The sequence below is a fragment of the Burkholderia mayonis genome (assembly GCF_001523745.2).
In the GTDB taxonomy this organism is placed as follows: Bacteria; Pseudomonadota; Gammaproteobacteria; order Burkholderiales; family Burkholderiaceae; genus Burkholderia; species Burkholderia mayonis.
The window spans coordinates 650,120-672,816 of the sequence record NZ_CP013386.1; the positions used below are offsets into that span (position 1 = coordinate 650,120).

A 22,697-nucleotide genomic window follows, 5' to 3' on the forward strand; every position below is an offset into this window, starting at 1 on the left:
GCGTCCTGCCGGCGCCGCATCACGCGCCGGGAACGGTTGGCCCGCGAGCTTCCGGATGCCGCCCGTGCCCCGTTTTCTCGACTCGTTCTCCGGACTCGACATGACGACTTCGTCTCCCGCTCCCACCACTTTGATGGCCAACGCGATCCGTGCGCTCGCGATGGACGCCGTTCAGCAAGCGAACTCCGGCCACCCCGGCATGCCGATGGGCATGGCCGAGATCGGCGTCGCGCTTTGGTCGCGCCATCTGAAACACAATCCGGCGAACCCGCACTGGGCCGACCGCGACCGCTTCGTGCTGTCGAACGGCCACGGCTCGATGCTGCTGTACGCGCTCCTGCACCTGACGGGCTACGCGCTGCCGATCGAGGAGCTCAAGAACTTTCGCCAACTGCACTCGAAGACGCCGGGCCACCCGGAATACGGGATCACGCCGGGCGTCGAGACGACGACAGGCCCGCTCGGCCAGGGGCTTGCGAACGCGGTCGGCATGGCGCTCGGCGAGGCGCTGATGGCGGCCGAATTCAATCGCGACGACGCGAAGATCGTCGATCACCACACGTACGTATTCCTCGGCGACGGTTGCCTGATGGAAGGCATCTCGCACGAAGCCTGCTCGCTTGCCGGCACGCTGAAGCTGAACAAGCTGATTGCGCTGTACGACGACAACGGGATCTCGATCGACGGCGACGTCGTCAACTGGTTCCGCGACGACACGCCGAAGCGCTTCGAGGCATACGGCTGGAACGTGATTCCGGACGTGCACGGCCATGACGTCGACGCGATCGACGCGGCGATCGCGGAGGCGAAGCAATCGGACAAGCCGACCCTCATCTGCTGCAAGACGCGCATCGGCAACGGCGCGGCGACGAAGGCGGGCGGTCACGACGTGCACGGCGCGCCGCTCGGTGCGGAGGAAATCGCGAAGACGCGCGAGGCGCTCGGCTGGAAGTGGGCGCCGTTCGTGATTCCGCAGGAAGTCTACGCGGCGTGGGACGCGAAGGAAGCGGGCAAGCGCAGCGAAGGCGACTGGGACGCGGCGTTCGCGCAGTATCGCGCGAAGTACCCGCAGGAAGCGGCCGAATTCGAGCGCCGGATGGCGGGCAAGCTGCCCGCCGACTGGACGGCGAAGGCTGCGGCGATCGTCGCCGGTGCGAACGAACGCGCCGAGACGGTCGCGACGCGCAAGGCGTCGCAGCAGACGATCGAAGGGCTCGCGGCCGTGCTGCCCGAGCTGCTCGGTGGCTCGGCCGACCTGACGGGCTCGAACCTCACGAACTGGAAGGCGTCGCAAGCGGTGCGCGCGAACCAGGACGGCCCGGGCGTCGCGTGGGGCAACCACATCAACTACGGCGTGCGCGAGTTCGGCATGAGCGCCGCGATTAACGGCCTCGTGCTGCACGGCGGCCACAAGCCGTTCGGCGGCACGTTCCTGACGTTCTCCGACTACAGCCGCAACGCGCTGCGCGTCGCCGCGCTGATGAAGGCGCCGTCGATCTTCGTGTTCACGCACGATTCGATCGGCCTCGGCGAAGACGGCCCGACGCACCAGTCGGTCGAGCATGTCGCGAGCCTGCGCCTGATCCCGAACCTCGACGTCTGGCGTCCGGCCGATACGGTCGAGACGGCCGTCGCGTGGACCCACGCGGTGTCGCACCAGAACCCGTCGTGCCTGATTTTCAGCCGCCAGAACCTGGCGTTCAACGCGCGCACCGACGCGCAGATCGCGAACGTCGGGAAAGGCGGCTACGTGCTGCGCGACTGGAACGAAGAGATCGTCGCGCGCAAGATCATCCTGATCGCGACGGGCTCCGAAGTCGAGCTCGCGATGAAGGCGGTCGAGCCGCTCGCGCAGCAGGGGATCGCCGCGCGCGTCGTGTCGATGCCGTCGACGACCGTGTTCGACCGGCAGGACGCCGAATACCGCGAGCGCGTGCTGCCGCATGGCGTGCGCCGCGTCGCGATCGAAGCGGGCGTCACCGGATTCTGGCGCAAGTACGTGGGCCTCGAGGGCGGCGTGGTCGGCATCGACACGTTCGGCGAGTCGGCTCCGGCTGGCGTGTTGTTCAAGCATTTCGGCTTCACCGTCGAGCACGTGGTCGAAACGGCGAAGGCGGTGCTCGCGTAATCCATTCCACGCCCGGACGGCCGCGCCCCGCGTCGGCCGGGCGCGCGTGAAGCTGCACGAAGTATTTTTTCAGCCATCAGGAGATACATCATGACGATTCGCGTTGCAATCAACGGTTACGGCCGCATCGGCCGCAACACGCTGCGCGCTTTCTACGAAAACGGCAAGAAGCACGATCTCGAGATCGTTGCGATCAACGATCTGGGCGACGCGAAGACCAACGCGCACCTGACGCAGTACGACACGGCGCATGGCAAGTTCCCGGGCGAAGTGAAGGTCGACGGCGACTACCTCGTCGTCAACGGCGACAAGATCCGCGTGCTCGCGAACCGCAATCCGGCCGAGCTGCCGTGGGGCGAGCTGGGCGTCGACGTCGTGATGGAATGCACGGGCTTCTTCACGACGAAGGAAAAGGCGAGCGCGCACCTGAAGGGCGGCGCGAAGAAGGTGATCATCTCGGCGCCGGGCGGCAAGGACGTCGACGCGACGATCGTCTACGGCGTGAACCACGACGTGCTGAAAGCCGAGCACACGGTGATCTCGAACGCATCGTGCACGACGAACTGCCTGGCTCCGCTCGTCAAGCCGCTGAACGACAAGATCGGCCTCGAAACCGGTCTGATGACGACGATCCACGCGTACACGAACGACCAGGTGCTGACGGACGTCTATCACGAAGACCTGCGCCGCGCGCGCTCGGCGACGCACAGCCAGATCCCGACGAAGACGGGGGCGGCCGCCGCCGTCGGCCTCGTGCTGCCGGAACTGAACGGCAAGCTCGACGGCTACGCGATCCGCGTCCCGACCATCAACGTGTCGATCGTCGACCTGTCGTTCATCGCGAAGCGCGACACGACGGTCGAGGAAGTCAACGCGATCATGAAGGAAGCGTCGGAAGGCGCGCTGAAGGGCATCCTCGGCTACAACGATGCGCCGCTGGTCTCGATCGACTTCAACCACAACCCGGCTTCGTCGACGTTCGACGCGACGCTGACGAAGGTGTCGGGCCGTCTCGTCAAGGTGTCGAGCTGGTACGACAACGAGTGGGGCTTCTCGAACCGCATGCTGGATACGGCGATCGCACTCGCGAACGCGAAGTAAGCCCGTCGAGCGATGCCCGTTTCCGCGCGCCGACGGCGCGCCGGAAGCGGCGGCTCGAACGAACCGCGCCGATCAGTTTTCACCGGCGCGGTTTTTTTTCGTCGAGCGGTGTTGCTGTTCGGCGGCGCTGGGCGTGGCGATCGTCGTCACGCTGTTTCCGGCACGTGCATCGTGTTCCACGCGGGCAACGACAATCCGATGCCCGATGCCCGATGCCCGATGCCCGATGCCCGATGCCCGATGCCCGATGCCCGATGCCCGATGCCCGATGCCCGATGCCCGACGCCCAACGCCCAACGCCCAACGCCCAACGCCAAGTGCTCGGCGTCCGGGCCCGATACCCGGACCCACCCGTCAGCGGGCGGCGCGCCTCACGCGCATGCCATGCGTCACGCACCACAGCGCGACGAGCATGCTCGACAGCGCGCCGCCCGCGGTGCACACGCCGCGCCAGCCGTCGAAGCGGTACGCGGCGCTCGCGACGGCCGACCCGAGCGCGCCGCCGATGAAGTAGCTCGTCAGATAGACGGTCGTGATGCGGCTGCGCGCGTCGGTGGCGAGCGCATAGATGACGCTCTGGTTCGAGATGTGCAGCCCTTGCACGCCGACGTCGAGCAGCAGAATGCCCACGACGAGCGCGACGAGCGACTGCGTGCCCGCCGCGATGAACGCGAACGACACGAGCACGGCGGCTGCGAAGAGGCCCGTCGCCGCATGGGCGTGGCCGCGGTCGACGAGCCGGCCCGCCGCGCCCGCCGCGAGCGCGCCCATCGCGCCGACGACGCCGAACAGACCGATTGCGCCTTCGCTGAAGCGATAGGGCGGCGCGCTCAAGAGGAACGTGAGGCCCGTCCACAGCAGGCTGAAGCACGCGAACACGAGCGCGCCGTAGGCGGAGCGCAGCGCGAGCGTTGGCTCGCTGCGCACGAGCGTCGCGAGCGAGCCCATCAGCTTTCGATAATCGAGGCGCGCGGTGCGGCGATCCTTCGGCAGCTTCGTCGCGAGCACGCCGGCGAGCGCGAGCACGAGCGCTGCCGCGATCGCATAGACGGCGCGCCAGCCGAGCCAGTCGGCGATCGCGCCCGACACGACGCGCGCGAGCAGGATGCCGAGCAAGAGGCCGCTCATCACGGCGCCGACCGCGCGGCCGCGCGATGCGTCGTCGGCGAGCGATGCGGCGAACGGCACGAGCAACTGCGTCGAGCACGTAACGAAGCCGACACATACGTTCGCCGCGATGAAGAAGCCGTAGCTCGTGCTCGACGCGACCGCGACGAGCGCGACGACGTTCGCGCATAGCAGCCGCACGATCAGCGCGTGGCGATTGACGACGTCGCCGAGCGGCACGACGACGAGCAGGCTGCACGCATAGCCGAGTTGGGTCAGCGTGACGAGATAGCCGAGCTCGGCCGGCTTGCGCCCGAAGCTCGATGCGATCGCCGCGAGGAGCGGCTGCGAGTAGTAGAGGTTGCCGATGACGATGCCGCAAGCGCACGCGAACAGCAGCGTCATTCCGCGCGTCAGCGCGGGCGGGGTGGCGGTGACGGGATTCATGGGGCGCGTAGCGAAGAAGGACGGAGCCGGGAGAGACGAACGAAACCGAAGCGAGCGGCGCGCGCGGCGGGCCGCGTGAAGCCGGCTCGCCGCGGCGCGCTTCATGCTGGAACGGCGATCAGAACGGTCTCGTCGGCAGATATTTGCCGTCGAGCGTGATGACGGCGCGCGAGCCGCCTTCCGGATCGTCGACCTTCTTGATGTCGAGCTTGAAGTTGATCGCGCTGACGATGCCGTCGCCGAACTGCTCGTGGATCAGCGCCTTCAGCGTCGAGCCGTAGACCTGCACGATCTCGTAGAAGCGGTAGATCGTCGGATCGGTCGGAACGCCGCCCGGGATGCTGCCGCGCACGGGGATCGTCTGCAGCAGGCGCACGGTGTCGTCGTCGAGGTCGAGCTTCGCGGCGACGACGCGCGCGGCGTCGGCGGGCAGCGGATGCTGGCCGAGCAGCGCGGCCGTCGTGAACGCGACGCTCAGGCCGGTGCCTTCGTTGATCTGCTCGAACGTGAGGTTCTTGCGTGTCTTCGCGTCGACGATGCGATCGGTGAGCGCCTGACGCGCGGACTGGCAGTGTTGCGATTGGGCCATGTGGCCTCCTTGCGGTAAGGGATCGGTAAGGGAACGGAGATTGCTGCCGTGGGACGCGGCGCGCGTTGCGTGATTTGCGTCACGCGACGCGATTGAGCCGCGGCCGCGTCGCACGCACGTCCGGGTGGTCGGCGAGCGAGACGAAGCGGCCCGTCGCGCCGTCGAGCGCGTTGATCGAGCCGGTTTCGATGTCGTACACCCAGCCGTGCAGCGCGAGGCGCCCTTGCTCGAGCGCGAGCCGCACGCAAGGGTGCGTGTTGAGGTTCGCGAGCTGCGCGACGACGTTCTCGCGCACCATCGAATCGACGCGCGCCTGCTCGCCTGCATGCTCGCGCGCTTCGTTCACGCATTTCGCGGCGTCCGCGTAGCGCAGCCAGCCGCGCACGGCGGGCAGATGGTCGAGGCATGCGCACGACGCGATCGCGGTCATCGCGCCGCAGTCCGAGTGGCCGCACACGACGACGTCGGCGACTTCGAGCACGGCGACCGCGTATTCGACGGACGCCGACACGCCGCCCGGCTCGGGGCCGAACGACGGCACAATGTTGCCAGCGTTGCGGATCACGAACAGGTCGCCTGGTTCGCGCTGCGTGACGAGCTCGGGCACGAGGCGGCTATCCGAGCACGAGATGAAGAGCGCGCGCGGCCGCTGGCTCGCGGCGAGGCGCTTGAACAGTGCGGAGCGCTGAGGAAACGCATCGCGCTGGAACTTCAGAAATCCTTCGATGATGTCCTGCATCGTGTGCTCCTTGATCGATAGCGAGAGCCGATGACCGAAGGATGAGGCAAACGATTCATAGCGTCCAAGACCGGTTTATTATTATTCGTATAGGAAAAACCAATACATGGGACGCGATGCTGCTCCGACATATTCGCTATTTCCTCGCCGTCGCCGAGCAGGGGAATTTCACGCGCGCGGCCGAGGCGCTGCACGTGTCGCAGCCGACGCTGTCGCAGCAGATCCGTCAGCTCGAGGACACGCTCGGCGTGCAACTGTTCGACCGCTCGGCGCGCACGTTACGGCTGACCGAGTTCGGCGCCGCGTATGCGCGGCATGCGCGGGCCGCGTTGCAGCAGCTGGAGGCTGGGCGGCGTGCGGTGCACGACGTCGAGAGTCTGCAGAGCGGGTCGCTGCGGCTCGCGATGACGCCGACCTTCTCCGCATACCTGATCGGCTGGCTGATCGACGGCTTCAACGCGCGCTATCCGAACCTGAAGCTGACGATCCGCGAGATGCCGCAGGAGCAGATCGAGCCGCTGCTCGCCGACGACGAGCTCGACGTCGGGATTGCGTTCGACCCGGCGCAGTCGCCGGAAATCGAAGCGACGCCGCTGTGGGTTGAGACGCTCGCGCTCGTCGTTGGCCGCGATCACCGATATGCGCGGCGCCGCAAGCCGCTTTCGGCCGGCGAGGCCGGCGACGAGTCGCTGATTCTACTGAGCCGCGCGTTCGCGACGCGCAGCAAGGTCGATCAGTATTTCCATCGCAACGGCGTGACGCCGCGCGTCGCGATCGAGGTGAACTCGATCAGTGCGATGCTCGAGATGGTGCGCGGCGGCCGGATCGCGACGGTGTTGCCGTCGGCGATCGCCGCGCGTCATGACGACTTGTGCGCGATCCGGCTCGAGCCGCCGCTGCCGCGGCGCACCGCCGCGCTGCTGACGCGCAAGGGCGGTTATCGAAGCGCGGCGATGCGTGCGTTCATCGACTATGCGTTGGCGAGGCGGCATGAAGTCAGCAAGGGCGGCGGCGCGTCCAGGGGCGACGAGGCAGCGGGGGACGACGAGTAGGCGCGAAGCGCACGGAGCCTCGTGCGTGACGTCTTCTTGCGGCGGGCTCGATCGACGAAGCGGTATCGAAGGGTGACGCAGTTTCGATATGCGATTCGCCACGAAAACACGGGGAAGCCGAGGCATCGCGCAATGCATGCATCGTTGTCGCCGACCGCCGACCGCCGACCGCCGACCGCCGACCGCCGACCGCCGACCGCCGACCGCCGACCGCCGACCGCTGACCGTCGAACGTCGAACGTCGAACGTCGAACGTCGAACGTCGAACGTCGAACGTCGCGCCGAACCGTCGAATACGGTGCGCGAATCCGAACGACCTATGGAGAGACGGGCAGAGGAAGGCGTACGCGTTGAACGCGCCGCCGCACGTTTCGACGACGCTTGGTGCACGAACTGCCGGCGCGCCGCGCGTCAGCCCTTCGGCGTCGGAAAGAACACGCCCGCGCGCCGCGCGGCGTTCGAGATGTGCGCTTCGATCGCCGCGCCCGCCGCGGCGGGGTTCTTCGCGATCAGCGCGTCGAGAATCGCGCGATGCTCGTGATACGTCGACAGCACGAGCTCGCGCCGATAGAACGGCATCCGCTGGCTTTCCTTCATGATGTCCGCGCTGCCGCGCAGGATCGACTCGATCGCCGCATTGCCGGCAAGATTGACGATCCGCATGTGGAAGTCGAAGTCGAGCTGCGACGCGTAGTCGAGCTCGTCGTTCGCGAGCGCTTCCTGCAGCGCGGCGACGTTCTCCTCGAACCACGCGAGATCCTGCTCGCTGACAGCGAGCGCGGCCATCCGCGCGGCGAAGCCTTCGAGCGCGTAGCGCATCTGATAGGTGTCGGGCAGCGACGATTGCTCGGCGAAGCGCCAGGCGTGGACGGCGTTCGCCTGCGCGCTTTCGACGTACACGCCTTTGCCCGGACGGATGCGCAGCATCCCGAGCGCTTCGAGCGTCGACAGCGCCTCGCGCAGCGACGCGCGGCTGATCTCCAGTTCTTCAGACAATTGACGTTGCGCGGGCAACAGGCTGCCGACGGGATAGAAGCCGCTCTCGATCCGGTCGCGGATCGTGGCGATGGCGGCGTCGGTGACGGTGTGCGGAACATTTTTCATGCAGTGGATCGATTGTGCGGTCTGACCGGCATTGTAAACCGCTCCCCGCGGCGCGCGCTCCGGCTCCGGGAAAGCGATGATCCGGCATGCGCCGCGGTATCGAAACGACCGCCGAACGACCGCCGAAAAGCGCGGGTAATCCCTATTTCTGGCGTCCTTGACTCGACTATATCGGCTTCCTACTATCGTCCATAACAGTACTGGTCGGACCAGTATGAACAGACGAATCCGCAACCGTTGTGACGGGAGAACGCCGTGTCGAAGTTTCTCAATTCGCTGTTTGGTCGAGTGGTCATCGCGCTTTTGATCGGCGTGGCGCTCGGCGCCTTTTTTCCGCACTTCGCGCAGTCGCTGCGACCGTTGGGTGACGGATTCCTGAAGTTGATCAAGATGGTGATCGGGCCGATCGTGTTTTGCGTCGTCGTGAGCGGCATGGCGAACGCGGGCGATCTGAAGAAGGTCGGCCGCGTCGGCCTGAAGGCCATCGTCTACTTCGAAGCGATGACGACGCTCGCGCTCGGCATCGGCCTCGTGCTCGCGTATCTAACGAAGCCGGGCGTCGGGATGAACGTCGATCTGCACACGCTCGACCCCGCGTCGCTCGCCGATTACGCGAAGAACGCGCAGAGCCTGAAGGATACGGCGGGCTATCTGCTGAAGATCATCCCCGAGACCGCGTTCGACGCGTTCGCGAAGGGCGACATCCTGCAGATCCTCGTGTTCTCGGTGTTGTTCGGCTCCGCGCTGTCCCTCCTCGGCGACAAGGCGAAGCGCGTGAACACGCTGATCGACGAATTCGCGCAAGTGTTCTTCCGCGTGATGGGCTTCATCATCAAGCTCGCGCCGCTCGGCGTGCTTGGCGCGATCGCGTTCACGACCGGCAAGTACGGCGTCGCGTCGCTCAAGCAGCTCGGGCTCCTCGTGATCGTGTTCTACGTGAGCTGCGCCGCGTTCGTCGCGATCGTGCTCGGCGCGGTGATGAAGCTCGCGGGCTTCTCGGTGTTCAAGCTGATCCGCTACCTGCGCGAAGAGCTGCTGATCGTGCTCGGCACCGCGTCGTCGGACGCCGTGCTGCCGCAGGTGATGCGCAAGCTCGAATGGCTCGGCGTGAAGGATTCGACGGTCGGTCTCGTGATCCCGACCGGCTACTCGTTCAACCTCGACGGCTTCTCGATCTATCTGACGCTCGCCGTGCTCTTCATCGCGCAGGCGACCAACACGCCGCTGTCGATGCACGACCTGATCGTCGTGCTGCTCGTGTCGCTCATCACGTCGAAGGGCGCGCACGGGATTCCCGGCTCGGCGATCGTGATTCTCGCCGCGACGCTGTCGGCGATCCCCGCGCTGCCCGTGCTCGGCCTCGTGCTGATCCTGCCCGTCGACTGGTTCGTCGGCATCGCCCGCGCGCTCACGAACCTGCTCGGCAACTGCGTCGCGACGATCGTCGTCGCCGTGTGGGAGAACGACATCGACAAGGTCCGCGCGAAGCGCGTGCTGAACGAGGAACTGCGCTACGTGCCGGCGGGCGAGGAGGGCTCGAACGGCGCGATCGCGAACGGCGGCGCGCACGCGCTCTGACGCTGCGCCGCCCGGCATCGCGCGCCGGCGCGGCGGCTCGCGCCGGCGCTTCGTTTTTCAGGTTTTCAGCTTTTCGGATGCACACCCAACAATAGGAGACGACATGGCCGCCCCGATTCTCGATCCGAACGCGCCTGCGTTCACGCGCCGCTACATGAATCTCGCCGATCCGCGCCTGGGCGCGAAGGCGCTCTTCGCGAGCGACGAATTCTTCGCGCCGAAGGAGCGGATGCTCGATCCGGAGCCCGCCGTGTTCATCCCCGGCAAGTACGACGACCACGGCAAGTGGATGGACGGCTGGGAGACGCGCAGAAAGCGCACGACGGGCCACGACTTCTGCGTGGTGAGGCTCGCGCGGCCGGGCGTCGTGCACGGCGTCGATCTCGACACGAGCCACTTCACCGGCAATTTCCCGCCCGCTGCGTCGATCGACGCGTGCGTGTCGGATGCGGCCACGCCGCCCGACCACGCCGACTGGCAGGCGCTCGTGTCCGCGACGACGCTGTCGGGCAACCAGCATCACTACGTCGAGGTGAGCAATCCGCAGGCTTATACGCACCTGCGCGTCAACCTGTATCCGGACGGCGGGCTCGCGCGGCTGCGCGTGTACGGCCAGCCGCAGCGCGACTGGCGCCGCGCGCCGGGCGGCGAGCGCGTCGATCTCGCCGCGATCGAGAACGGCGCGTACCTCGTCGCCGCGAACAACGAGCACTTCGGGCCGGCGTCGCGGATGCTGATGCCCGGGCGCGGCGTGAACATGGGCGACGGCTGGGAGACCCGCCGCCGCCGCGAGCCCGGCAACGACTGGGCGATCGTCGCGCTCGCGCGGCCGGGCGTGATTCGCAGGGTCGAAGTCGATACCGCGCACTTCAAGGGCAATTTCCCGGACCGCTGCTCGCTGCAGGCGGCGCGCGTCGCGGGCGGCACCGACGCGTCGCTCGTCACGCAAGCGATGTTCTGGCCGACGCTGCTTCCCGAGCAGCCGCTCAAGATGGACAGCGTGCACACGTTCGAGGCGGAGCTCGCCGCGCTCGGCCCCGTCACGCACGTGCGCTTCAACATCCATCCGGATGGCGGCGTGTCGCGGCTGCGCCTCTGGGGCGAGCTCGCGTAACGGAGGATGCGCATGGAAACGCTGCGTACTCTGCGCCTCGAGCGCCTGACGCGGGAAGCGTTCGCGCCGTTCGGCGACGTGATCGAGCTGGCCGGCGCGCGCCGCATCCTGATCAACGGTGGGACGACCGAGCGCTTCCACGATCTCGCGTCGATCGATGTCGCCGAAGCGGGCGGGCGGCCGCTCGTCAGCCTGTTTCGCGCGCAGCCGCGCGCGTGGCCGATCGAGATCGACATGATGGAGCGCCATCCGCTCGGCAGCCAGGCGTTCGTGCCGCTCGCGGCGGTCGCGCGCTACGCGATCGTCGTCGCGCCGGCCGGCGAATTCGATCCGACCCGGATGTGTGCGTTTCTTGCGCAAGGCTGGCAAGGCGTCAATTACGCGAAGGGCGTGTGGCACCATCCGCTCCTCGCGCTCGACGCGCTCAGCGACTTCGTCGTGGTCGACCGTGGCGGCGCGCAGCCGAACTGCGACGAGATCGCGCTCGATGCGCGCTGGCGGCTCGTCGCGGGCGACGCGCACGCGAACGCCGCCTGACGCGCACGCCGCGCGCGACGCAAAAGGCCCGGTCAGGCTTGCGCCGGCCGGGCCTTTCGCATGCGCGGCGGGCGTGCCGCGCCGCAAGCGTTCAGGTTGCGCTTAGTGCTTGCGATACGGGCAGTTTTCCGTCGTGCACGAGCCGTACATCGCGAGCGAATGCTCCTGCAGCTTGAAGCCGCGTTCCTTTGCGATCGATTGTTGACGGGTTTCGATCTCGGCGTCGAAGAACTCTTCGACGCGGCCGCAGTCGAGGCACACGAGGTGGTCGTGGTGCGAGCCTTCGTTCAGCTCGAACACGGCCTTGCCGGATTCGAAGTTGCTGCGCGACAGCAGCCCCGCCTGCTCGAACTGGGTGAGCACGCGGTAGACGGTCGCGAGGCCGATGTCGAGTTCCTCGTGCAGCAGGTTGCGATAGACGTCTTCAGCCGTCAGGTGGCGCACCGGGCTCTGCTGGAAAATTTCGAGAATCTTGAGGCGCGGTAGGGTGGCCTTGAGCCCGATGTTTTTGAGATCGGTGGGATTGGTCATGGCTAGGCGTCCCTAGAGTACAATGCAGGGCTTCAATAGTACCGGCTTTTCGCCTTTTCAGTCATCTGTGACATTCTCGCGCGGCCTCGGACAAGGGCCAGCACGGTGAGGGAAATGATTCCAAGATCTCTTTTGCAACTTCAGAGGAGCCGCATGCGGAGCACCGTCATCGCAGCTGTCGCCGTGGTCGGACTGGCCGCCTGTTCGTCGTACGACAGCGTGACTCAGCGGATCGCTCAGAGCATCACGCCATATCGGATCACCGTCGTCCAGGGCAATTTCGTGTCGCAGGAAAAGGCCTCGCAGCTACAGGCCGGCATGTCGCGGGACCAGGTGCGCACGCTCCTCGGCACGCCGCTTCTGACCGACATGTTCCATGCGGATCGCTGGGATTACATCTTCTACTTCAAGCGCGGCTCGACGTCGGTCGTCCAGCAGCGCGATCTCGTGCTGAACTTCTCGGGCGACCGCCTCGCGAGCTGGTCGGGCGCCGACAACCTGCCGTCCGAGCTCGATCTGCTCGCCGACATCGACGGCGATCGCCGTGGCAAGAAGGCGAAGCAGGCGGCAGCCGCCGTGGCCGCGAGCGCCGCCGCGTCGGAAGTCGCCGCGGCGGCTCCCGAAGCCGAGCAGGCGGCGGACCAGAACGACGCGAACGCGCAGGCGGCGCGCGCGGCGAACCGCGCGACCGCGCAGGTGTCGGGCCAGGGCGGCGCGGCGGGCCGTTTCTCGCCGTCCGCGCAGGCTGCGCCGAACGCGCCGACCCCGGGCGGCCTGCCGCCCGGCGCGGCTCCCGCGATCCAGCCGCAGTTCCAGTTCCATCGTCCGCCTCCGCCGCCGACGCCCGGCGGCGCGAGCCAGCCGGTCGGCCCGCAGGGCGCCGACAGCCTGCCGAACCAGCCGCTCACGGCGCCGGCGCCCGCATCCGGCGTGCCGGGAACGGGCGGTTGATCCGGCGTCCGAATCAAACCGGGGCGGCACGCGCCGCCCGTCTTTCATTCGTAGCAGGTAGCGCATGTCGTCCATGAAGATTGCGATTGCTGGTGCATCGGGCCGGATGGGCCGGATGCTGATCGAAGCGGTGCTCGCCGCACCCGACGCGACGCTCGTCGGCGCGCTCGACCGCGCGGGCTCGCCGCAGCTCGGCCAGGACGCGGGCGCGTTCCTCGGCACGCAAACCGGCGTCGCGCTCACCGACGATATCGAGCGCGTGTGCGCCGAGGCCGACTACCTGATCGACTTCACCCGCCCCGAAGGCACGCTCGTCCACCTGGACGCGGCGCTGCGCCACGACGTGAAGCTCGTGATCGGCACGACGGGCTTCAGCGAGCCGCAGAAGGAGAATCTGCGCGCGGCGGGCGAGAAGATCGCGCTCGTGTTCTCGGCGAACATGAGCGTCGGCGTGAACGTCACGACGAAGCTGCTCGAATTCGCGGCGAAGCAGTTCGCGCAGGGCTACGACATCGAGATCATCGAGGCGCACCATCGGCACAAGGTCGACGCGCCATCCGGCACCGCGCTGATGATGGGCGAGACGATCGCGTCCGCGCTCGGCCGCTCGCTCGACGATTGCGCGGTCTACGGCCGCCACGGCGTGACGGGCGAGCGCGATCCGTCGACGATCGGCTTCTCGGCGATCCGCGGCGGCGACATCGTCGGCGACCACACGGTGCTCTTCGCCGGCATCGGCGAGCGCATCGAGATCACGCACAAGTCGGCGAGCCGCGTGTCGTATGCGCAGGGCTCGCTGCGCGCTGCGCGCTTCCTCGCAGGCCACGCGACCGGCTTCTTCGACATGCAGGACGTGCTCGGCCTGCGCTGAGCGTCACCCCGCGGGCACCGATGGCGACCCCGACCGGCATCCTCCATTACCTCGAGAGCGGCGACGCGGTCACGCACGTGGTCGCGTACGTGCTCCTCGCGATGTCGGTCGCGAGCTGGTGCTTCCTGCTCGTGAAGGCGTGGGTGCTCGTGCGCGCGAAGCGCCAGGGGCCTGCCGCGCTCGCCGCGTTCTGGCGGGCGGCGACGCTCGACGACGGGATCGCCGCGCTGCGCGCGACCGACAAGGAGCGCGTGTTCGCGCCGCTCGCGGAAGCCGCGCGCGACGCCGACGCCGCGTCGCGCACCGAGCCGCAGGCGCTCGCCGCCCGCGTCGAGCGCGGCGAGCGGGTGCTGCGCGCGCTGCGCCACGCGCTGCGCACGTCGCAGCGGCGGCTCGAGTTCGGCCAGGTGCTGCTCGCGTCGATCGGCAGCACCGCGCCGTTCGTCGGCCTGCTCGGCACGGTCTGGGGGATCTATCACGCGCTCGGCAGCATCGCGGCGAGCGGGCAGGCGCAGATCGAGAACGTCGCGGGCCCGGTCGGCGAGGCGCTCATCATGACCGCGTTCGGCCTCGTCGTCGCGATTCCGGCGGTGCTCGCGTACAACATTCTCGGGCGGCTCGTGCGCCAGCTCGTCGAGGAGCTTGACGGCTTCGCGCGCGATCTGCACGTATTCGTCTGCGGCGAGCCGGCCGCCACCCCGGCCGCCGACTCGGCCGCCACCGCTTAGGCGGCGTTTCGATCCCGATCCAGCGAGGAGGGCGGCATGGCGTTCGGCGGACTCGATCACCAGCACACATCGCAGCCGATGGCGGACATCAACATGACGCCGCTCATCGACGTAATGCTCGTCCTGCTCGTCATCTTCATCATCACGGCGCCGCTCCTCACGCACGCGATCCGGCTCGATTTGCCGAAGGTCGCGGCGGCGCCCGCGCGCGAGACGCCCGAGACGATCACGGTGTCGATCGACGCGGCGGGCAAGCTGTACTGGAACGACGCGCCCGTCGCGTTCGACGCGCTCGCCGCACGGCTGCGCGACGCGGCGGCGGGCGGCAAGGACCCGGAGCTGCATCTACGCGCCGCACGCGACACCCGCTACGACACGATCGCGCAAGTGATGGGCGCGGCGCAGCGGGCGGGCATCGCACGGATCGGTTTCGTCACCGACGCGTCCGCGCGGCCGTCGCCGAGGCCGTCGCCGCAGCCGCAATCGCCGCTCGCGCCGTCCGCGCCGCGCTGATCACCGCCCCCCGCCGCGCGGACGGCCTTGCCGGCCGGCGCGGACGGTATAATCGACGTTTTCCCTGCGCCGCCCCCGGCCGCCGGGGAAGCGCGACTTTCGATCCACTCGAGCGCGCGTGCGCTCGGCTCATCGCGTCGCGCGCCGCTCAACGCCCAGCCCGAACCATAACCATGCACGAAAGATACGTACCCGCCGACGTCGAAGCCGCCGCCCAGAGCGACTGGCGCGCAGCCGATGTCTACCGTTCGAAAGAGGACACGGAGCGCAAGAAGTTCTACTGCGTGTCGATGCTGCCTTATCCGTCCGGCAAGCTGCACATGGGTCACGTGCGCAACTACACGATCAACGACGTGATGTACCGCTATCTGCGGATGAACGGCTACAACACGCTGATGCCGATGGGCTGGGACGCGTTCGGGATGCCGGCCGAGAACGCCGCGATGGCGAATGGCGTGCCGCCCGCGCAGTGGACGTACGACAACATCGCGTACATGAAGAAGCAGATGCAGTCGATGGGTCTCGCGATCGACTGGTCGCGCGAGGTCACGACCTGCAAGCCCGACTACTACAAATGGAACCAGTGGCTGTTCCTGAAGATGCTCGAGAAGGGCATTGCGTACAAGAAGACGGGCACCGTGAACTGGGACCCGGTCGACCAGACCGTGCTCGCGAACGAGCAGGTGATCGACGGGCGCGGCTGGCGCTCGGGCGCGCTCGTCGAAAAGCGCGAGATCCCGATGTACTACATGCGGATCACGCAGTACGCGGACGAGCTGCTGAACGATCTCGACGGCCTCGGCTGGCCCGAGCGCGTGAAGATCATGCAGCAGAACTGGATCGGCAAGAGCTTCGGCGTGAACTTCGGCTTCCCGTACGAGCTCGACGGCGAGAAGAAGCTGCTGCGCGTGTTCACGACGCGCGCCGACACGATCATGGGCGTCACGTTCTGCGCGATCGCGGCGGAGCATCCGCTCGCGTCGCATCTCGCGCGGGATTTGCCCGAGCTGCAGGCGTTCATCGACGAATGCAAGCGCGGCGGCGTCGCCGAGGCCGACATCGCGACGATGGAGAAGAAGGGCGTCGCGACGGGCTTCACGGTGTCGCATCCGCTGACGGGCGAGCCCGTCGAGGTGTGGGTCGGCAACTACGTGTTGATGAGCTACGGCGAAGGCGCGGTGATGGGCGTGCCCGCGCACGACGAGCGCGACTTCGCGTTCGCGAAGAAGTACGGTCTGCCGATCAAGCAGGTGATCGAGGCCACCGGCGAGGCGTACTCGACCGACGCCTGGCAGGAATGGTACGGCGACAAGACCCGCGCCGTCTGCGTGAACAGCGGCAAGTACGACGGCCTCGCATACGAAGCGGCCGTCGACGCGATCGCGGCCGACCTGAAGGCGGGCGGCTTCGGCGACCAGCAGGTCACGTATCGCCTGCGCGACTGGGGCATTTCGCGCCAGCGCTACTGGGGCACGCCGATTCCGATCATCCACTGCCCGTCGTGCGGCGACGTGCCGGTGCCGGAGCAGGATCTGCCCGTCGTGCTGCCGGAAGACCTCGTGCCGGACGGCACGGGCAACCCGCTCGCGAAGTCCGAAGCATTCGTGAACTGCACGTGCCCGACATGCGGCGCGGCCGCGAAGCGCGAAACCGACACGATGGACACGTTCGTCGACTCGTCGTGGTACTTCTCGCGCTACGCGGCGCCGGATGCCGAGACGATGGTCGATGCGCGCACCGACTACTGGATGCCGATGGATCAATACATCGGCGGCATCGAGCACGCGATCCTGCACCTCTTGTACTCGCGCTTCTGGGCGAAGGTGATGCGCGACCTCGGCCTCGTGAAATTCGGCGAGCCGGCGAAGAACCTGCTCACGCAAGGGATGGTGCTCAACGAGACGTTCTATCGCGAGGACGCGTCGGGCAAGAAGACCTGGTACAACCCGGCCGACGTCACCGTGTCGTTCGACGACAAGGGCCGGCCTATCGGCGCGGTGCTGAAGTCCGACGACCAGCCGGTGGTGCTCGGCGGCATCGAGAAGATGTCGAAGTCGAAGAACAACGGCGTCGATCCGCAGATGCTGATCGATCATTACGGCGCCGACACCGCACGTCTTTTCACGATGTTCGCGGCGCCGCCCGAGCAGCAGCTCGAATGGTCGGGCGCGGGCGTCGAGGGCGCGAGCCGCTTCCTGCGCCGCGCGTGGGGCTTCGGGCATGCGAACGGCGACGCGCTTGCCGCGCGCGCGACGTTCGACGCTGCGCAGCTCGGCGAAGCCGACAAGACGCTGCGCCGCGAGATCCACGGCGTGCTGAAGCAAGCCGACTTCGACTACCAGCGTCTGCAGTACAACACGGTCGTGTCGGCCGCGATGAAGATGCTGAACGCGCTCGAAGCCGCGAAGAGCGCGACGCCCGCCGTGCTGCGCGAGACCTACGGCGTGCTGCTGCGCGTGCTGTATCCGGTCGTGCCGCACATCACGTTCGAGCTGTGGAAGGCGCTCGGCTACGCGGACGAATTCGGTCCGATCCTCGACGCACCGTGGCCGAAGGTCGACGAAGCCGCGCTCGAGCAGGCCGAGATCGAGCTCGTGCTGCAGGTGAACGGCAAGGTGCGCGGCGCACTGAAGGTCGCGAAGGACGCGAGCCGCGACGCGATCGAGGCGGCGGCGGTCGCCGACGAGATGTTCGCGAAGTTCGCCGAAGGCAAGCCGGCGAAGAAGATCATTGTCGTGCCCGGTCGTCTCGTGAACGTCGTCGTCTGACGGCGCACGGCGGCGCAGGCACGCATCAGCAAGGAGCGAAGGTGATCCGCAGATCGTTTTTGATGCTCGTGGGCAGCGCGGTGCTGTTGTCCGCGTGCGGTTTCAAGCTGCGCGGGCAGCAGGACTACGCGTTCAAGCGCCTGTTCATCGCCGGTGCGCCGCCCGCCGCGGCGGCGCGGCTCACGCGCCTCGTCGAGGCCGGCAGCGACACGAAGCTCGTCAAGACGGCCGACGAGGCGGACGCGGTGCTGAACGTGTCCGAGTCGCGCGGGCAGGGCACGCTGACGCTCGACCGGTTCGGCACGGTCCAGGAGTACCAGCTCAACTACTCGCTGAACTACACGCTGTTCGGCAAGGACGGCACCGCGCTGATCCCGCCGAGCACGATCGCGCTCAACCGCGCGATGACGTACAGCGCGCAGTACACGAACGCGAAGGCGCAGGAGTCCGAGATCCTGTTCGCAGACATGCAGAACGACGCGATCGATCAGCTGATGCGCCGTCTCGCGATCGTGCGCTCGCTGCATCCGGAGCCGGGCCAGGGCGTGCCGGCCGTCGCGCCGCGCGCGCCGCTGCCGCCGCCGCCGCTGTGATCGCCGCGTTTTCCATGTCTTGTTCAACGACGCACGCAGGAACCGATGCAACTGCGACTTGACGCGCTGGAGCCGCATCTCGCGAAAGGGCTCGCCGGGCTGTACGTCGTCTACGGCGACGAGCCGCTGCTCGCGCAGGAGGCGTGCGACCGGATCCGCGCGGCCGCGCGCGCGGCGGGCTTCACCGAGCGCTCGGTGCATACCGTCGAGCGCGGCTTCGACTGGAGCACGCTGATCGGCGCGAGCCAGGCGATGTCGCTGTTCGGCGACCGGCAACTGGTCGAGCTGCGGATTCCGTCCGGCAAGCCCGGCAAGGACGGCGCCGACGCGCTGAAGACGCTCGCCGGCGCGGACAATCCGGACGTGCTGATGCTCGTCACGCTGCCGCGGCTCGATTCGGCGACGCAGAAATCCGCGTGGTTCACCGCGCTCCTGAACGCGGGCGTTGCACTCAAGGTCGATCCGGTCGACCGCGCGCAATTGCCGAACTGGATCGGCCAGCGGCTCGCACTGCAGGGCCAGCGGGTCGCGCCGGGCGAGGACGGACGGCGCGCGCTCGCGTTCGTCGCCGAGCGCGTCGAGGGCAATCTGCTTGCCGCGCACCAGGAGATTCAGAAGCTCGGCCTGCTGTATCCGGCCGGCACGCTGAGGTTCGAGCAGATCCAGGATGCGGTGCTGAACGTCGCGCGCTACGACGTGTTCAAGCTCAACGAAGCGATGCTCGCGGGCGACGCCGCGCGGCTCGCGCGGATGATCGACGGCCTGAAAGGCGAGGGCGAGGCGCTCGTGCTCGTGCTGTGGGCGGTCGTCGACGAACTGCGCACGCTGCTCAAGATCAAGCGCGGCGTCGCGGCCGGCAAGCCGCTTGCCGTGCTCGTGCGCGAGAACCGCGTGTGGGGGCCGCGCGAGCGGCTCGTCGGGCCCGCGCTCTCGCGCGTGTCCGAAGCGGAGCTCGAGCACGCGCTCGCATTCGCCGCGCGGCTCGACCGGCAGGTCAAGGGGCTCGCCGCGGTGTCGCGCGGCCCGGCGCGCGGCGAGCCGCCGCCTGACCCGTGGGACGGCCTGTTCCAGCTCGCGATGACGGTCGCGCGCGCGGCCGGACCTGGCGGCGACATGCCGCGCCGGCCAGCCTGAGCGCGCTTTCGCGCCGGCGCTTACAATCCGGCATGGAGCGGCTGCGTGCCGCCGCGCGGCTGCCGGCGCGGCGCCCGGCGCCCGGCCTGCGGCCGGTTTTCCGACAATCGTTTTTCCGCCGCTCGACGCGGCTTGCATTGCGAGTCTCACGATGGATATCGATCAGTACATGACGGACGTCGGCCGCCGCGCGCGGCGTGCCTCGCGCGCAATCGCGCGCGCGTCCACCGCTGCGAAGAACGCCGCGCTCGAAGCGGTCGCGCGGGCGATCGAGCGCGACGCCGACGCACTGAAGGCGGCCAACGCGCGCGACGTCGCACGTGCGAAGGAGAAGGGCCTCGACGCGGCGTTCGTCGATCGCCTGACGCTGTCCGACAAGGCGCTGAAGACGATGATCGAAGGATTGCGCCAGGTCGCGACGCTGCCGGATCCGATCGGCGAGATCAGCAACCTCAAGTACCGCCCGAGCGGCATCCAGGTCGGCCAGATGCGCGTGCCGCTCGGCGTGATCGGGATCATTTACGAATCGCGGCCGAACGTGACGATCGACGCGGCCGCGCTGTGTCTCAAGTCCGGCAACGCGACGATCCTGCGCGGCGGCTCGGAGGCGCTCGAGTCGAACACCGCGCTCGCGAAGCTGATCGGCGAGGGGCTCGAGGCCGCGGGGCTGCCGCAGGACGCGGTGCAGGTCGTCGAGACCGCCGATCGCGCGGCGGTCGGCAAGCTGATCACGATGATCGAGTACGTCGACGTGATCGTGCCGCGCGGCGGCAAGAGCCTGATCGAGCGCCTGATCAACGAGGCGCGCGTGCCGATGATCAAGCATCTCGACGGCATCTGCCATGTGTACGTCGACGATCGCGCGAACCTGACGAAGGCGCTCACCGTCTGCGACAACGCGAAGACGCACCGCTACGGCACGTGCAACACGATGGAGACGCTGCTCGTCGCGCGCGGGATCGCGCCTGCCGTGCTGTCGCCGCTCGGCCGGCTGTATCGCGAAAAGGACGTCGAGCTGCGCGTCGATCCGGACGCGCGCGCGGTGCTCGAGGCGGCGGGCGTCGGCCCGCTCGTCGACGCGACCGAGGAGGATTGGCGCACCGAATATCTCGCGCCCGTGCTCGCGATCAAGATCGTCGACGGCATCGATGCGGCAATCGAGCACATCAACCATTACGGCTCCCATCACACCGACGCGATCGTCACCGAAGATCACGACCGCGCGATGCGCTTCCTGCGCGAGGTCGATTCGGCGAGCGTGATGGTGAACGCGTCGACGCGCTTCGCCGACGGCTTCGAGTTCGGCCTCGGCGCGGAGATCGGCATCTCGAACGACAAGCTGCACGCGCGCGGCCCGGTCGGGCTCGAAGGACTCACGTCGCTGAAGTACGTGGTGCTCGGGCACGGCGAAGGGCGTCAGTGACGGAGGCGACCGATCGATGGCTATGCTCTGGGTCAAGACCTTCCACATCGTGCTGATCGCGTCGTGGTTCGCGGGGCTCTTCTATCTGCCGCGCATCTACGTGAACCTCGCGATGGAAACCGATCCCGCCGCGGTCCGGCGTCTGCTCGCGATGGCGCGCAAGCTGTTCCGCTTCATGACGATCATCGCGGTGCCGGCGCTCGCGTGCGGCCTGTGGCTGTGGCTCGTGATCGGCATCGGGCAGGGGCAGGGATGGATACACGCGAAGCTCGCGGTCGTGCTGCTGCTCATCGTGTATCACGCGTACTGCGGGCATCTGCTGAAGGTGTTCGAGCGCGGCGAGAACCGCCGCTCGGACAAGTGGTATCGCGTGTTCAACGAGCTGCCGGTGCTCGGGATGCTCGCGGCCGTCGCGCTCGCGGTGATCAAGCCGTTCTGATCGCAGGCGGCGGGCGGCGGGCGGCGCGGCCGCTGTCGCTGACCTGTCACGGTTTCGGCGGATTCGCCGTCTAGACAGCCCCGGTCCCAGCGGCCGGGGCTTTTTCGTTGGGAATCGCGTCGGGCGAAGTGGCGACGGCGCACGTCGCATGGCTGTCGGCTCACGGCTCACGGCCGCGCGTCGGAATCGTTCGCGTGTGCGCGCCGCCTAATCTTTCACGCCCTCGACATCTCGCGCGGTCTTTACCGCGTCCTTCACCGCTTCCTTGGACGCATCCTTCGCCGCTTTTGCCTCGACGCCGATCCGCCGCCGCGTGATCGCCTCCTTCGCGCGGCCGAGCCGGTCGACGAGTTCGGGCCCGCGCCGCAGCGCGACGCCGACCGCGAGGATGTCGCCGATCGCCAGATGCGACATCCGCGATGTCATCGGCGAGAACACGTCGGTTTCCTCGGCGACGTTCGACGCGAGGCTCACCGTCGAGAGCTGCGCGAGCGGCGAGTGGCTGTGCGTGATCGAGATGACCTTCGCGCCGCACGCGAGCGCCGCGCGCGCGGCGTCGACGATGTCGCGCGTGCGCCCGGTGTTCGAGATCGCGACGACGACGTCGTTCGCGCCGAGGAGCGCCGCCGACATCGAGAACGTATGCGGATCCGAATACGCGACGCTCGGCACGCCGAGCCGGAAGAACTTGTGCTGGATGTCCTGTGCGGCGATGCCGGAGCCGCCCGCGCCGTAGAACTCGATCCGCGACGCGCGCGACAGCAGCTCGATCGCATCGGCGACGCTCGTCGCCGACAGGCTGTTGCGCACCTCGATCAGCGCGCCGATCGTGCGATCGAACACCTTGCCGATGATGCCGGGCGCGCGCTCGTCGGGCTCGACGTCGCGATAGACCGACGCGACGCCCGGCGCGACGCTTTGCGCGAGCCGGATCTTGAACTCGCGAAAGCCGCTGCAGCCGAGCGCCTGGCAAAAGCGCGCGATCGTCGGCTGGCTCGCGCCCGCGAGGGCGGCGAGCTCGGTCATCGACAGGTCGAGCACCTCGCGCGGCGCGGCGAGCACGAAGTCGGCAAGCTTGCGCTCGGACGGGCGGAGCTGGGCGCGGATCGCCTCGATACGGGGAAGCATGGTGCGAAAGGGCGCGTGGAATGACGGAATGGACGCCAGTATCGCGATTATTTTGTAGAAAATCTACAAGAATTTTCTAGCGATTCAAGCGGCAAAGATTGCTGCGGATCAGGGTTAACGCT

Annotated in this window: 21 protein-coding genes; 15 read left to right on the forward strand and 6 right to left on the reverse strand. The window is 67.9% G+C overall.

All coding sequences use genetic code 11. From position 1 onward, the window contains the following. Nucleotides 1-55: 55 nt before the first annotated feature. Together tkt and gap are read left to right on the forward strand one after the other, a co-directional pair. Entirely contained in the window at nucleotides 56-2,128 is a 2,073-nt protein-coding gene (gene tkt, locus WS70_RS03350; RefSeq protein WP_059470739.1) for a transketolase, read from the forward strand. Between the two features lie 90 nt (nucleotides 2,129-2,218). Next, entirely contained in the window at nucleotides 2,219-3,229 is a 1,011-nt protein-coding gene (gene gap, locus WS70_RS03355) for a type I glyceraldehyde-3-phosphate dehydrogenase (protein ID WP_059596334.1), read from the forward strand. 354 nt (nucleotides 3,230-3,583) lie between these two features. Here the strand turns inward: gap and WS70_RS03365 are convergent, their stop codons facing one another. From WS70_RS03365 to WS70_RS03375, 3 genes are all read right to left on the reverse strand, one after another. After that, nucleotides 3,584-4,783 (reverse strand): MFS transporter, encoded by a 1,200-nt coding sequence (locus WS70_RS03365; protein ID WP_059596335.1) that lies wholly within the window; start codon nucleotides 4,781-4,783, stop codon nucleotides 3,584-3,586. A 118-nt stretch (nucleotides 4,784-4,901) separates the two neighbouring features. Further along, on the reverse strand, nucleotides 4,902-5,372 hold the full coding sequence (gene cynS / locus WS70_RS03370) for a cyanase (protein ID WP_059596336.1): 471 nt from the start codon (nucleotides 5,370-5,372) through the stop codon (nucleotides 4,902-4,904). Between the two features lie 79 nt (nucleotides 5,373-5,451). Continuing rightward, nucleotides 5,452-6,111 carry a carbonic anhydrase gene (locus WS70_RS03375; RefSeq protein WP_059596337.1) on the reverse strand — a complete coding sequence of 220 codons (660 nt, stop codon included), beginning with the start codon at nucleotides 6,109-6,111 and terminating at the stop codon, nucleotides 5,452-5,454. A gap of 116 nt (nucleotides 6,112-6,227) precedes the next feature. On the opposite strand from WS70_RS03375, the gene cynR reads away from it, so the two are divergent. After that, nucleotides 6,228-7,163, forward strand: a complete 936-nt coding sequence (cynR, locus tag WS70_RS03380; protein ID WP_059470743.1) for a transcriptional regulator CynR — start codon at nucleotides 6,228-6,230, stop codon at nucleotides 7,161-7,163. A 411-nt stretch (nucleotides 7,164-7,574) separates the two neighbouring features. On the opposite strand, the gene WS70_RS03390 is transcribed toward cynR, so the two are convergent. Then, on the reverse strand, nucleotides 7,575-8,267 hold the full coding sequence (locus tag WS70_RS03390) for a FadR/GntR family transcriptional regulator (protein WP_059470744.1): 693 nt from the start codon (nucleotides 8,265-8,267) through the stop codon (nucleotides 7,575-7,577). A 255-nt stretch (nucleotides 8,268-8,522) separates the two neighbouring features. On the opposite strand from WS70_RS03390, the gene WS70_RS03395 reads away from it, so the two are divergent. The 3 genes from WS70_RS03395 (at nucleotide 8,523) to WS70_RS03405 (ending at nucleotide 11,496) form a co-directional block, all read left to right on the forward strand. Further along, the gene (locus WS70_RS03395) at nucleotides 8,523-9,845 is read left to right on the forward strand and encodes a C4-dicarboxylate transporter DctA (RefSeq protein WP_059596338.1); all 1,323 of its coding nucleotides are present in this window, start codon (nucleotides 8,523-8,525) and stop codon (nucleotides 9,843-9,845) included. Nucleotides 9,846-9,948: 103 nt separating this feature from the next. Next, the gene (gene alc / locus WS70_RS03400) at nucleotides 9,949-10,959 is read left to right on the forward strand and encodes an allantoicase (protein ID WP_059470746.1); all 1,011 of its coding nucleotides are present in this window, start codon (nucleotides 9,949-9,951) and stop codon (nucleotides 10,957-10,959) included. A 12-nt stretch (nucleotides 10,960-10,971) separates the two neighbouring features. Continuing rightward, complete coding sequence (locus WS70_RS03405; protein ID WP_059596339.1) at nucleotides 10,972-11,496, forward strand: ureidoglycolate lyase; 525 nt, start codon at nucleotides 10,972-10,974, stop codon at nucleotides 11,494-11,496. A 102-nt stretch (nucleotides 11,497-11,598) separates the two neighbouring features. On the opposite strand, the gene fur is transcribed toward WS70_RS03405, so the two are convergent. Further along, entirely contained in the window at nucleotides 11,599-12,027 is a 429-nt protein-coding gene (fur, locus tag WS70_RS03410) for a ferric iron uptake transcriptional regulator (RefSeq protein WP_010106437.1), read from the reverse strand. Between the two features lie 153 nt (nucleotides 12,028-12,180). Here fur and WS70_RS03415 point away from each other — a divergent pair, with 153 nt between their 5' ends. The 9 genes from WS70_RS03415 (at nucleotide 12,181) to WS70_RS03455 (ending at nucleotide 21,447) form a co-directional block, all read left to right on the forward strand. Then, nucleotides 12,181-12,978 (forward strand): outer membrane protein assembly factor BamE, encoded by a 798-nt coding sequence (locus tag WS70_RS03415; protein WP_059596340.1) that lies wholly within the window; start codon nucleotides 12,181-12,183, stop codon nucleotides 12,976-12,978. 73 nt (nucleotides 12,979-13,051) lie between these two features. Further along, the gene (gene dapB / locus WS70_RS03420; RefSeq protein ID WP_059470749.1) at nucleotides 13,052-13,849 is read left to right on the forward strand and encodes a 4-hydroxy-tetrahydrodipicolinate reductase; all 798 of its coding nucleotides are present in this window, start codon (nucleotides 13,052-13,054) and stop codon (nucleotides 13,847-13,849) included. A 20-nt stretch (nucleotides 13,850-13,869) separates the two neighbouring features. Further along, nucleotides 13,870-14,577: a MotA/TolQ/ExbB proton channel family protein gene (locus tag WS70_RS03425; RefSeq protein ID WP_059470750.1), complete on the forward strand. Its 708-nt coding sequence runs from the start codon at nucleotides 13,870-13,872 to the stop codon at nucleotides 14,575-14,577. 36 nt (nucleotides 14,578-14,613) lie between these two features. Continuing rightward, complete coding sequence (locus WS70_RS03430; RefSeq protein ID WP_059470751.1) at nucleotides 14,614-15,090, forward strand: ExbD/TolR family protein; 477 nt, start codon at nucleotides 14,614-14,616, stop codon at nucleotides 15,088-15,090. 173 nt (nucleotides 15,091-15,263) lie between these two features. Next, complete coding sequence (gene leuS, locus WS70_RS03435; protein ID WP_059470752.1) at nucleotides 15,264-17,858, forward strand: leucine--tRNA ligase; 2,595 nt, start codon at nucleotides 15,264-15,266, stop codon at nucleotides 17,856-17,858. A gap of 41 nt (nucleotides 17,859-17,899) precedes the next feature. Next, nucleotides 17,900-18,451, forward strand: a complete 552-nt coding sequence (locus WS70_RS03440; protein ID WP_059470753.1) for an LPS-assembly lipoprotein LptE — start codon at nucleotides 17,900-17,902, stop codon at nucleotides 18,449-18,451. 45 nt (nucleotides 18,452-18,496) lie between these two features. Further along, nucleotides 18,497-19,585 (forward strand): DNA polymerase III subunit delta, encoded by a 1,089-nt coding sequence (gene holA, locus WS70_RS03445; protein ID WP_059470754.1) that lies wholly within the window; start codon nucleotides 18,497-18,499, stop codon nucleotides 19,583-19,585. Between the two features lie 151 nt (nucleotides 19,586-19,736). Continuing rightward, nucleotides 19,737-21,008: a glutamate-5-semialdehyde dehydrogenase gene (locus tag WS70_RS03450; RefSeq protein ID WP_059470895.1), complete on the forward strand. Its 1,272-nt coding sequence runs from the start codon at nucleotides 19,737-19,739 to the stop codon at nucleotides 21,006-21,008. Nucleotides 21,009-21,024: 16 nt separating this feature from the next. After that, a complete protein-coding gene (locus tag WS70_RS03455; protein WP_082716100.1) occupies nucleotides 21,025-21,447 on the forward strand; it encodes a CopD family protein in 423 nt (140 codons plus the stop codon). A 207-nt stretch (nucleotides 21,448-21,654) separates the two neighbouring features. Here the strand turns inward: WS70_RS03455 and WS70_RS03460 are convergent, their stop codons facing one another. Further along, nucleotides 21,655-22,575 carry a MurR/RpiR family transcriptional regulator gene (locus WS70_RS03460; RefSeq protein ID WP_059470756.1) on the reverse strand — a complete coding sequence of 307 codons (921 nt, stop codon included), beginning with the start codon at nucleotides 22,573-22,575 and terminating at the stop codon, nucleotides 21,655-21,657. Between the last annotated feature and the right edge of the window lie 122 nt (nucleotides 22,576-22,697).

Excerpts from the sequence above, each read along its gene's own strand:
- tkt (WP_059470739.1), top strand. The coding sequence starts at position 56 with ATGCCGCCCGTGCCCCGTTTTCTCGACTCGTTCTCCGGACTCGACATG.
- gap (WP_059596334.1), top strand. The coding sequence starts at position 2,219 with ATGACGATTCGCGTTGCAATCAACGGTTACGGCCGCATCGGCCGCAAC.
- WS70_RS03365 (WP_059596335.1), bottom strand. The coding sequence starts at position 4,783 with ATGAATCCCGTCACCGCCACCCCGCCCGCGCTGACGCGCGGAATGACG.
- cynS (WP_059596336.1), bottom strand. The coding sequence starts at position 5,372 with ATGGCCCAATCGCAACACTGCCAGTCCGCGCGTCAGGCGCTCACCGAT.
- WS70_RS03375 (WP_059596337.1), bottom strand. The coding sequence starts at position 6,111 with ATGCAGGACATCATCGAAGGATTTCTGAAGTTCCAGCGCGATGCGTTT.
- cynR (WP_059470743.1), top strand. The coding sequence starts at position 6,228 with ATGCTGCTCCGACATATTCGCTATTTCCTCGCCGTCGCCGAGCAGGGG.
- WS70_RS03390 (WP_059470744.1), bottom strand. The coding sequence starts at position 8,267 with ATGAAAAATGTTCCGCACACCGTCACCGACGCCGCCATCGCCACGATC.
- alc (WP_059470746.1), top strand. The coding sequence starts at position 9,949 with ATGGCCGCCCCGATTCTCGATCCGAACGCGCCTGCGTTCACGCGCCGC.
- WS70_RS03405 (WP_059596339.1), top strand. The coding sequence starts at position 10,972 with ATGGAAACGCTGCGTACTCTGCGCCTCGAGCGCCTGACGCGGGAAGCG.
- fur (WP_010106437.1), bottom strand. The coding sequence starts at position 12,027 with ATGACCAATCCCACCGATCTCAAAAACATCGGGCTCAAGGCCACCCTA.
- WS70_RS03415 (WP_059596340.1), top strand. The coding sequence starts at position 12,181 with ATGCGGAGCACCGTCATCGCAGCTGTCGCCGTGGTCGGACTGGCCGCC.
- dapB (WP_059470749.1), top strand. The coding sequence starts at position 13,052 with ATGAAGATTGCGATTGCTGGTGCATCGGGCCGGATGGGCCGGATGCTG.
- WS70_RS03425 (WP_059470750.1), top strand. The coding sequence starts at position 13,870 with ATGGCGACCCCGACCGGCATCCTCCATTACCTCGAGAGCGGCGACGCG.
- WS70_RS03430 (WP_059470751.1), top strand. The coding sequence starts at position 14,614 with ATGGCGTTCGGCGGACTCGATCACCAGCACACATCGCAGCCGATGGCG.
- leuS (WP_059470752.1), top strand. The coding sequence starts at position 15,264 with ATGCACGAAAGATACGTACCCGCCGACGTCGAAGCCGCCGCCCAGAGC.
- holA (WP_059470754.1), top strand. The coding sequence starts at position 18,497 with ATGCAACTGCGACTTGACGCGCTGGAGCCGCATCTCGCGAAAGGGCTC.
- WS70_RS03450 (WP_059470895.1), top strand. The coding sequence starts at position 19,737 with ATGGATATCGATCAGTACATGACGGACGTCGGCCGCCGCGCGCGGCGT.
- WS70_RS03455 (WP_082716100.1), top strand. The coding sequence starts at position 21,025 with ATGGCTATGCTCTGGGTCAAGACCTTCCACATCGTGCTGATCGCGTCG.
- WS70_RS03460 (WP_059470756.1), bottom strand. The coding sequence starts at position 22,575 with ATGCTTCCCCGTATCGAGGCGATCCGCGCCCAGCTCCGCCCGTCCGAG.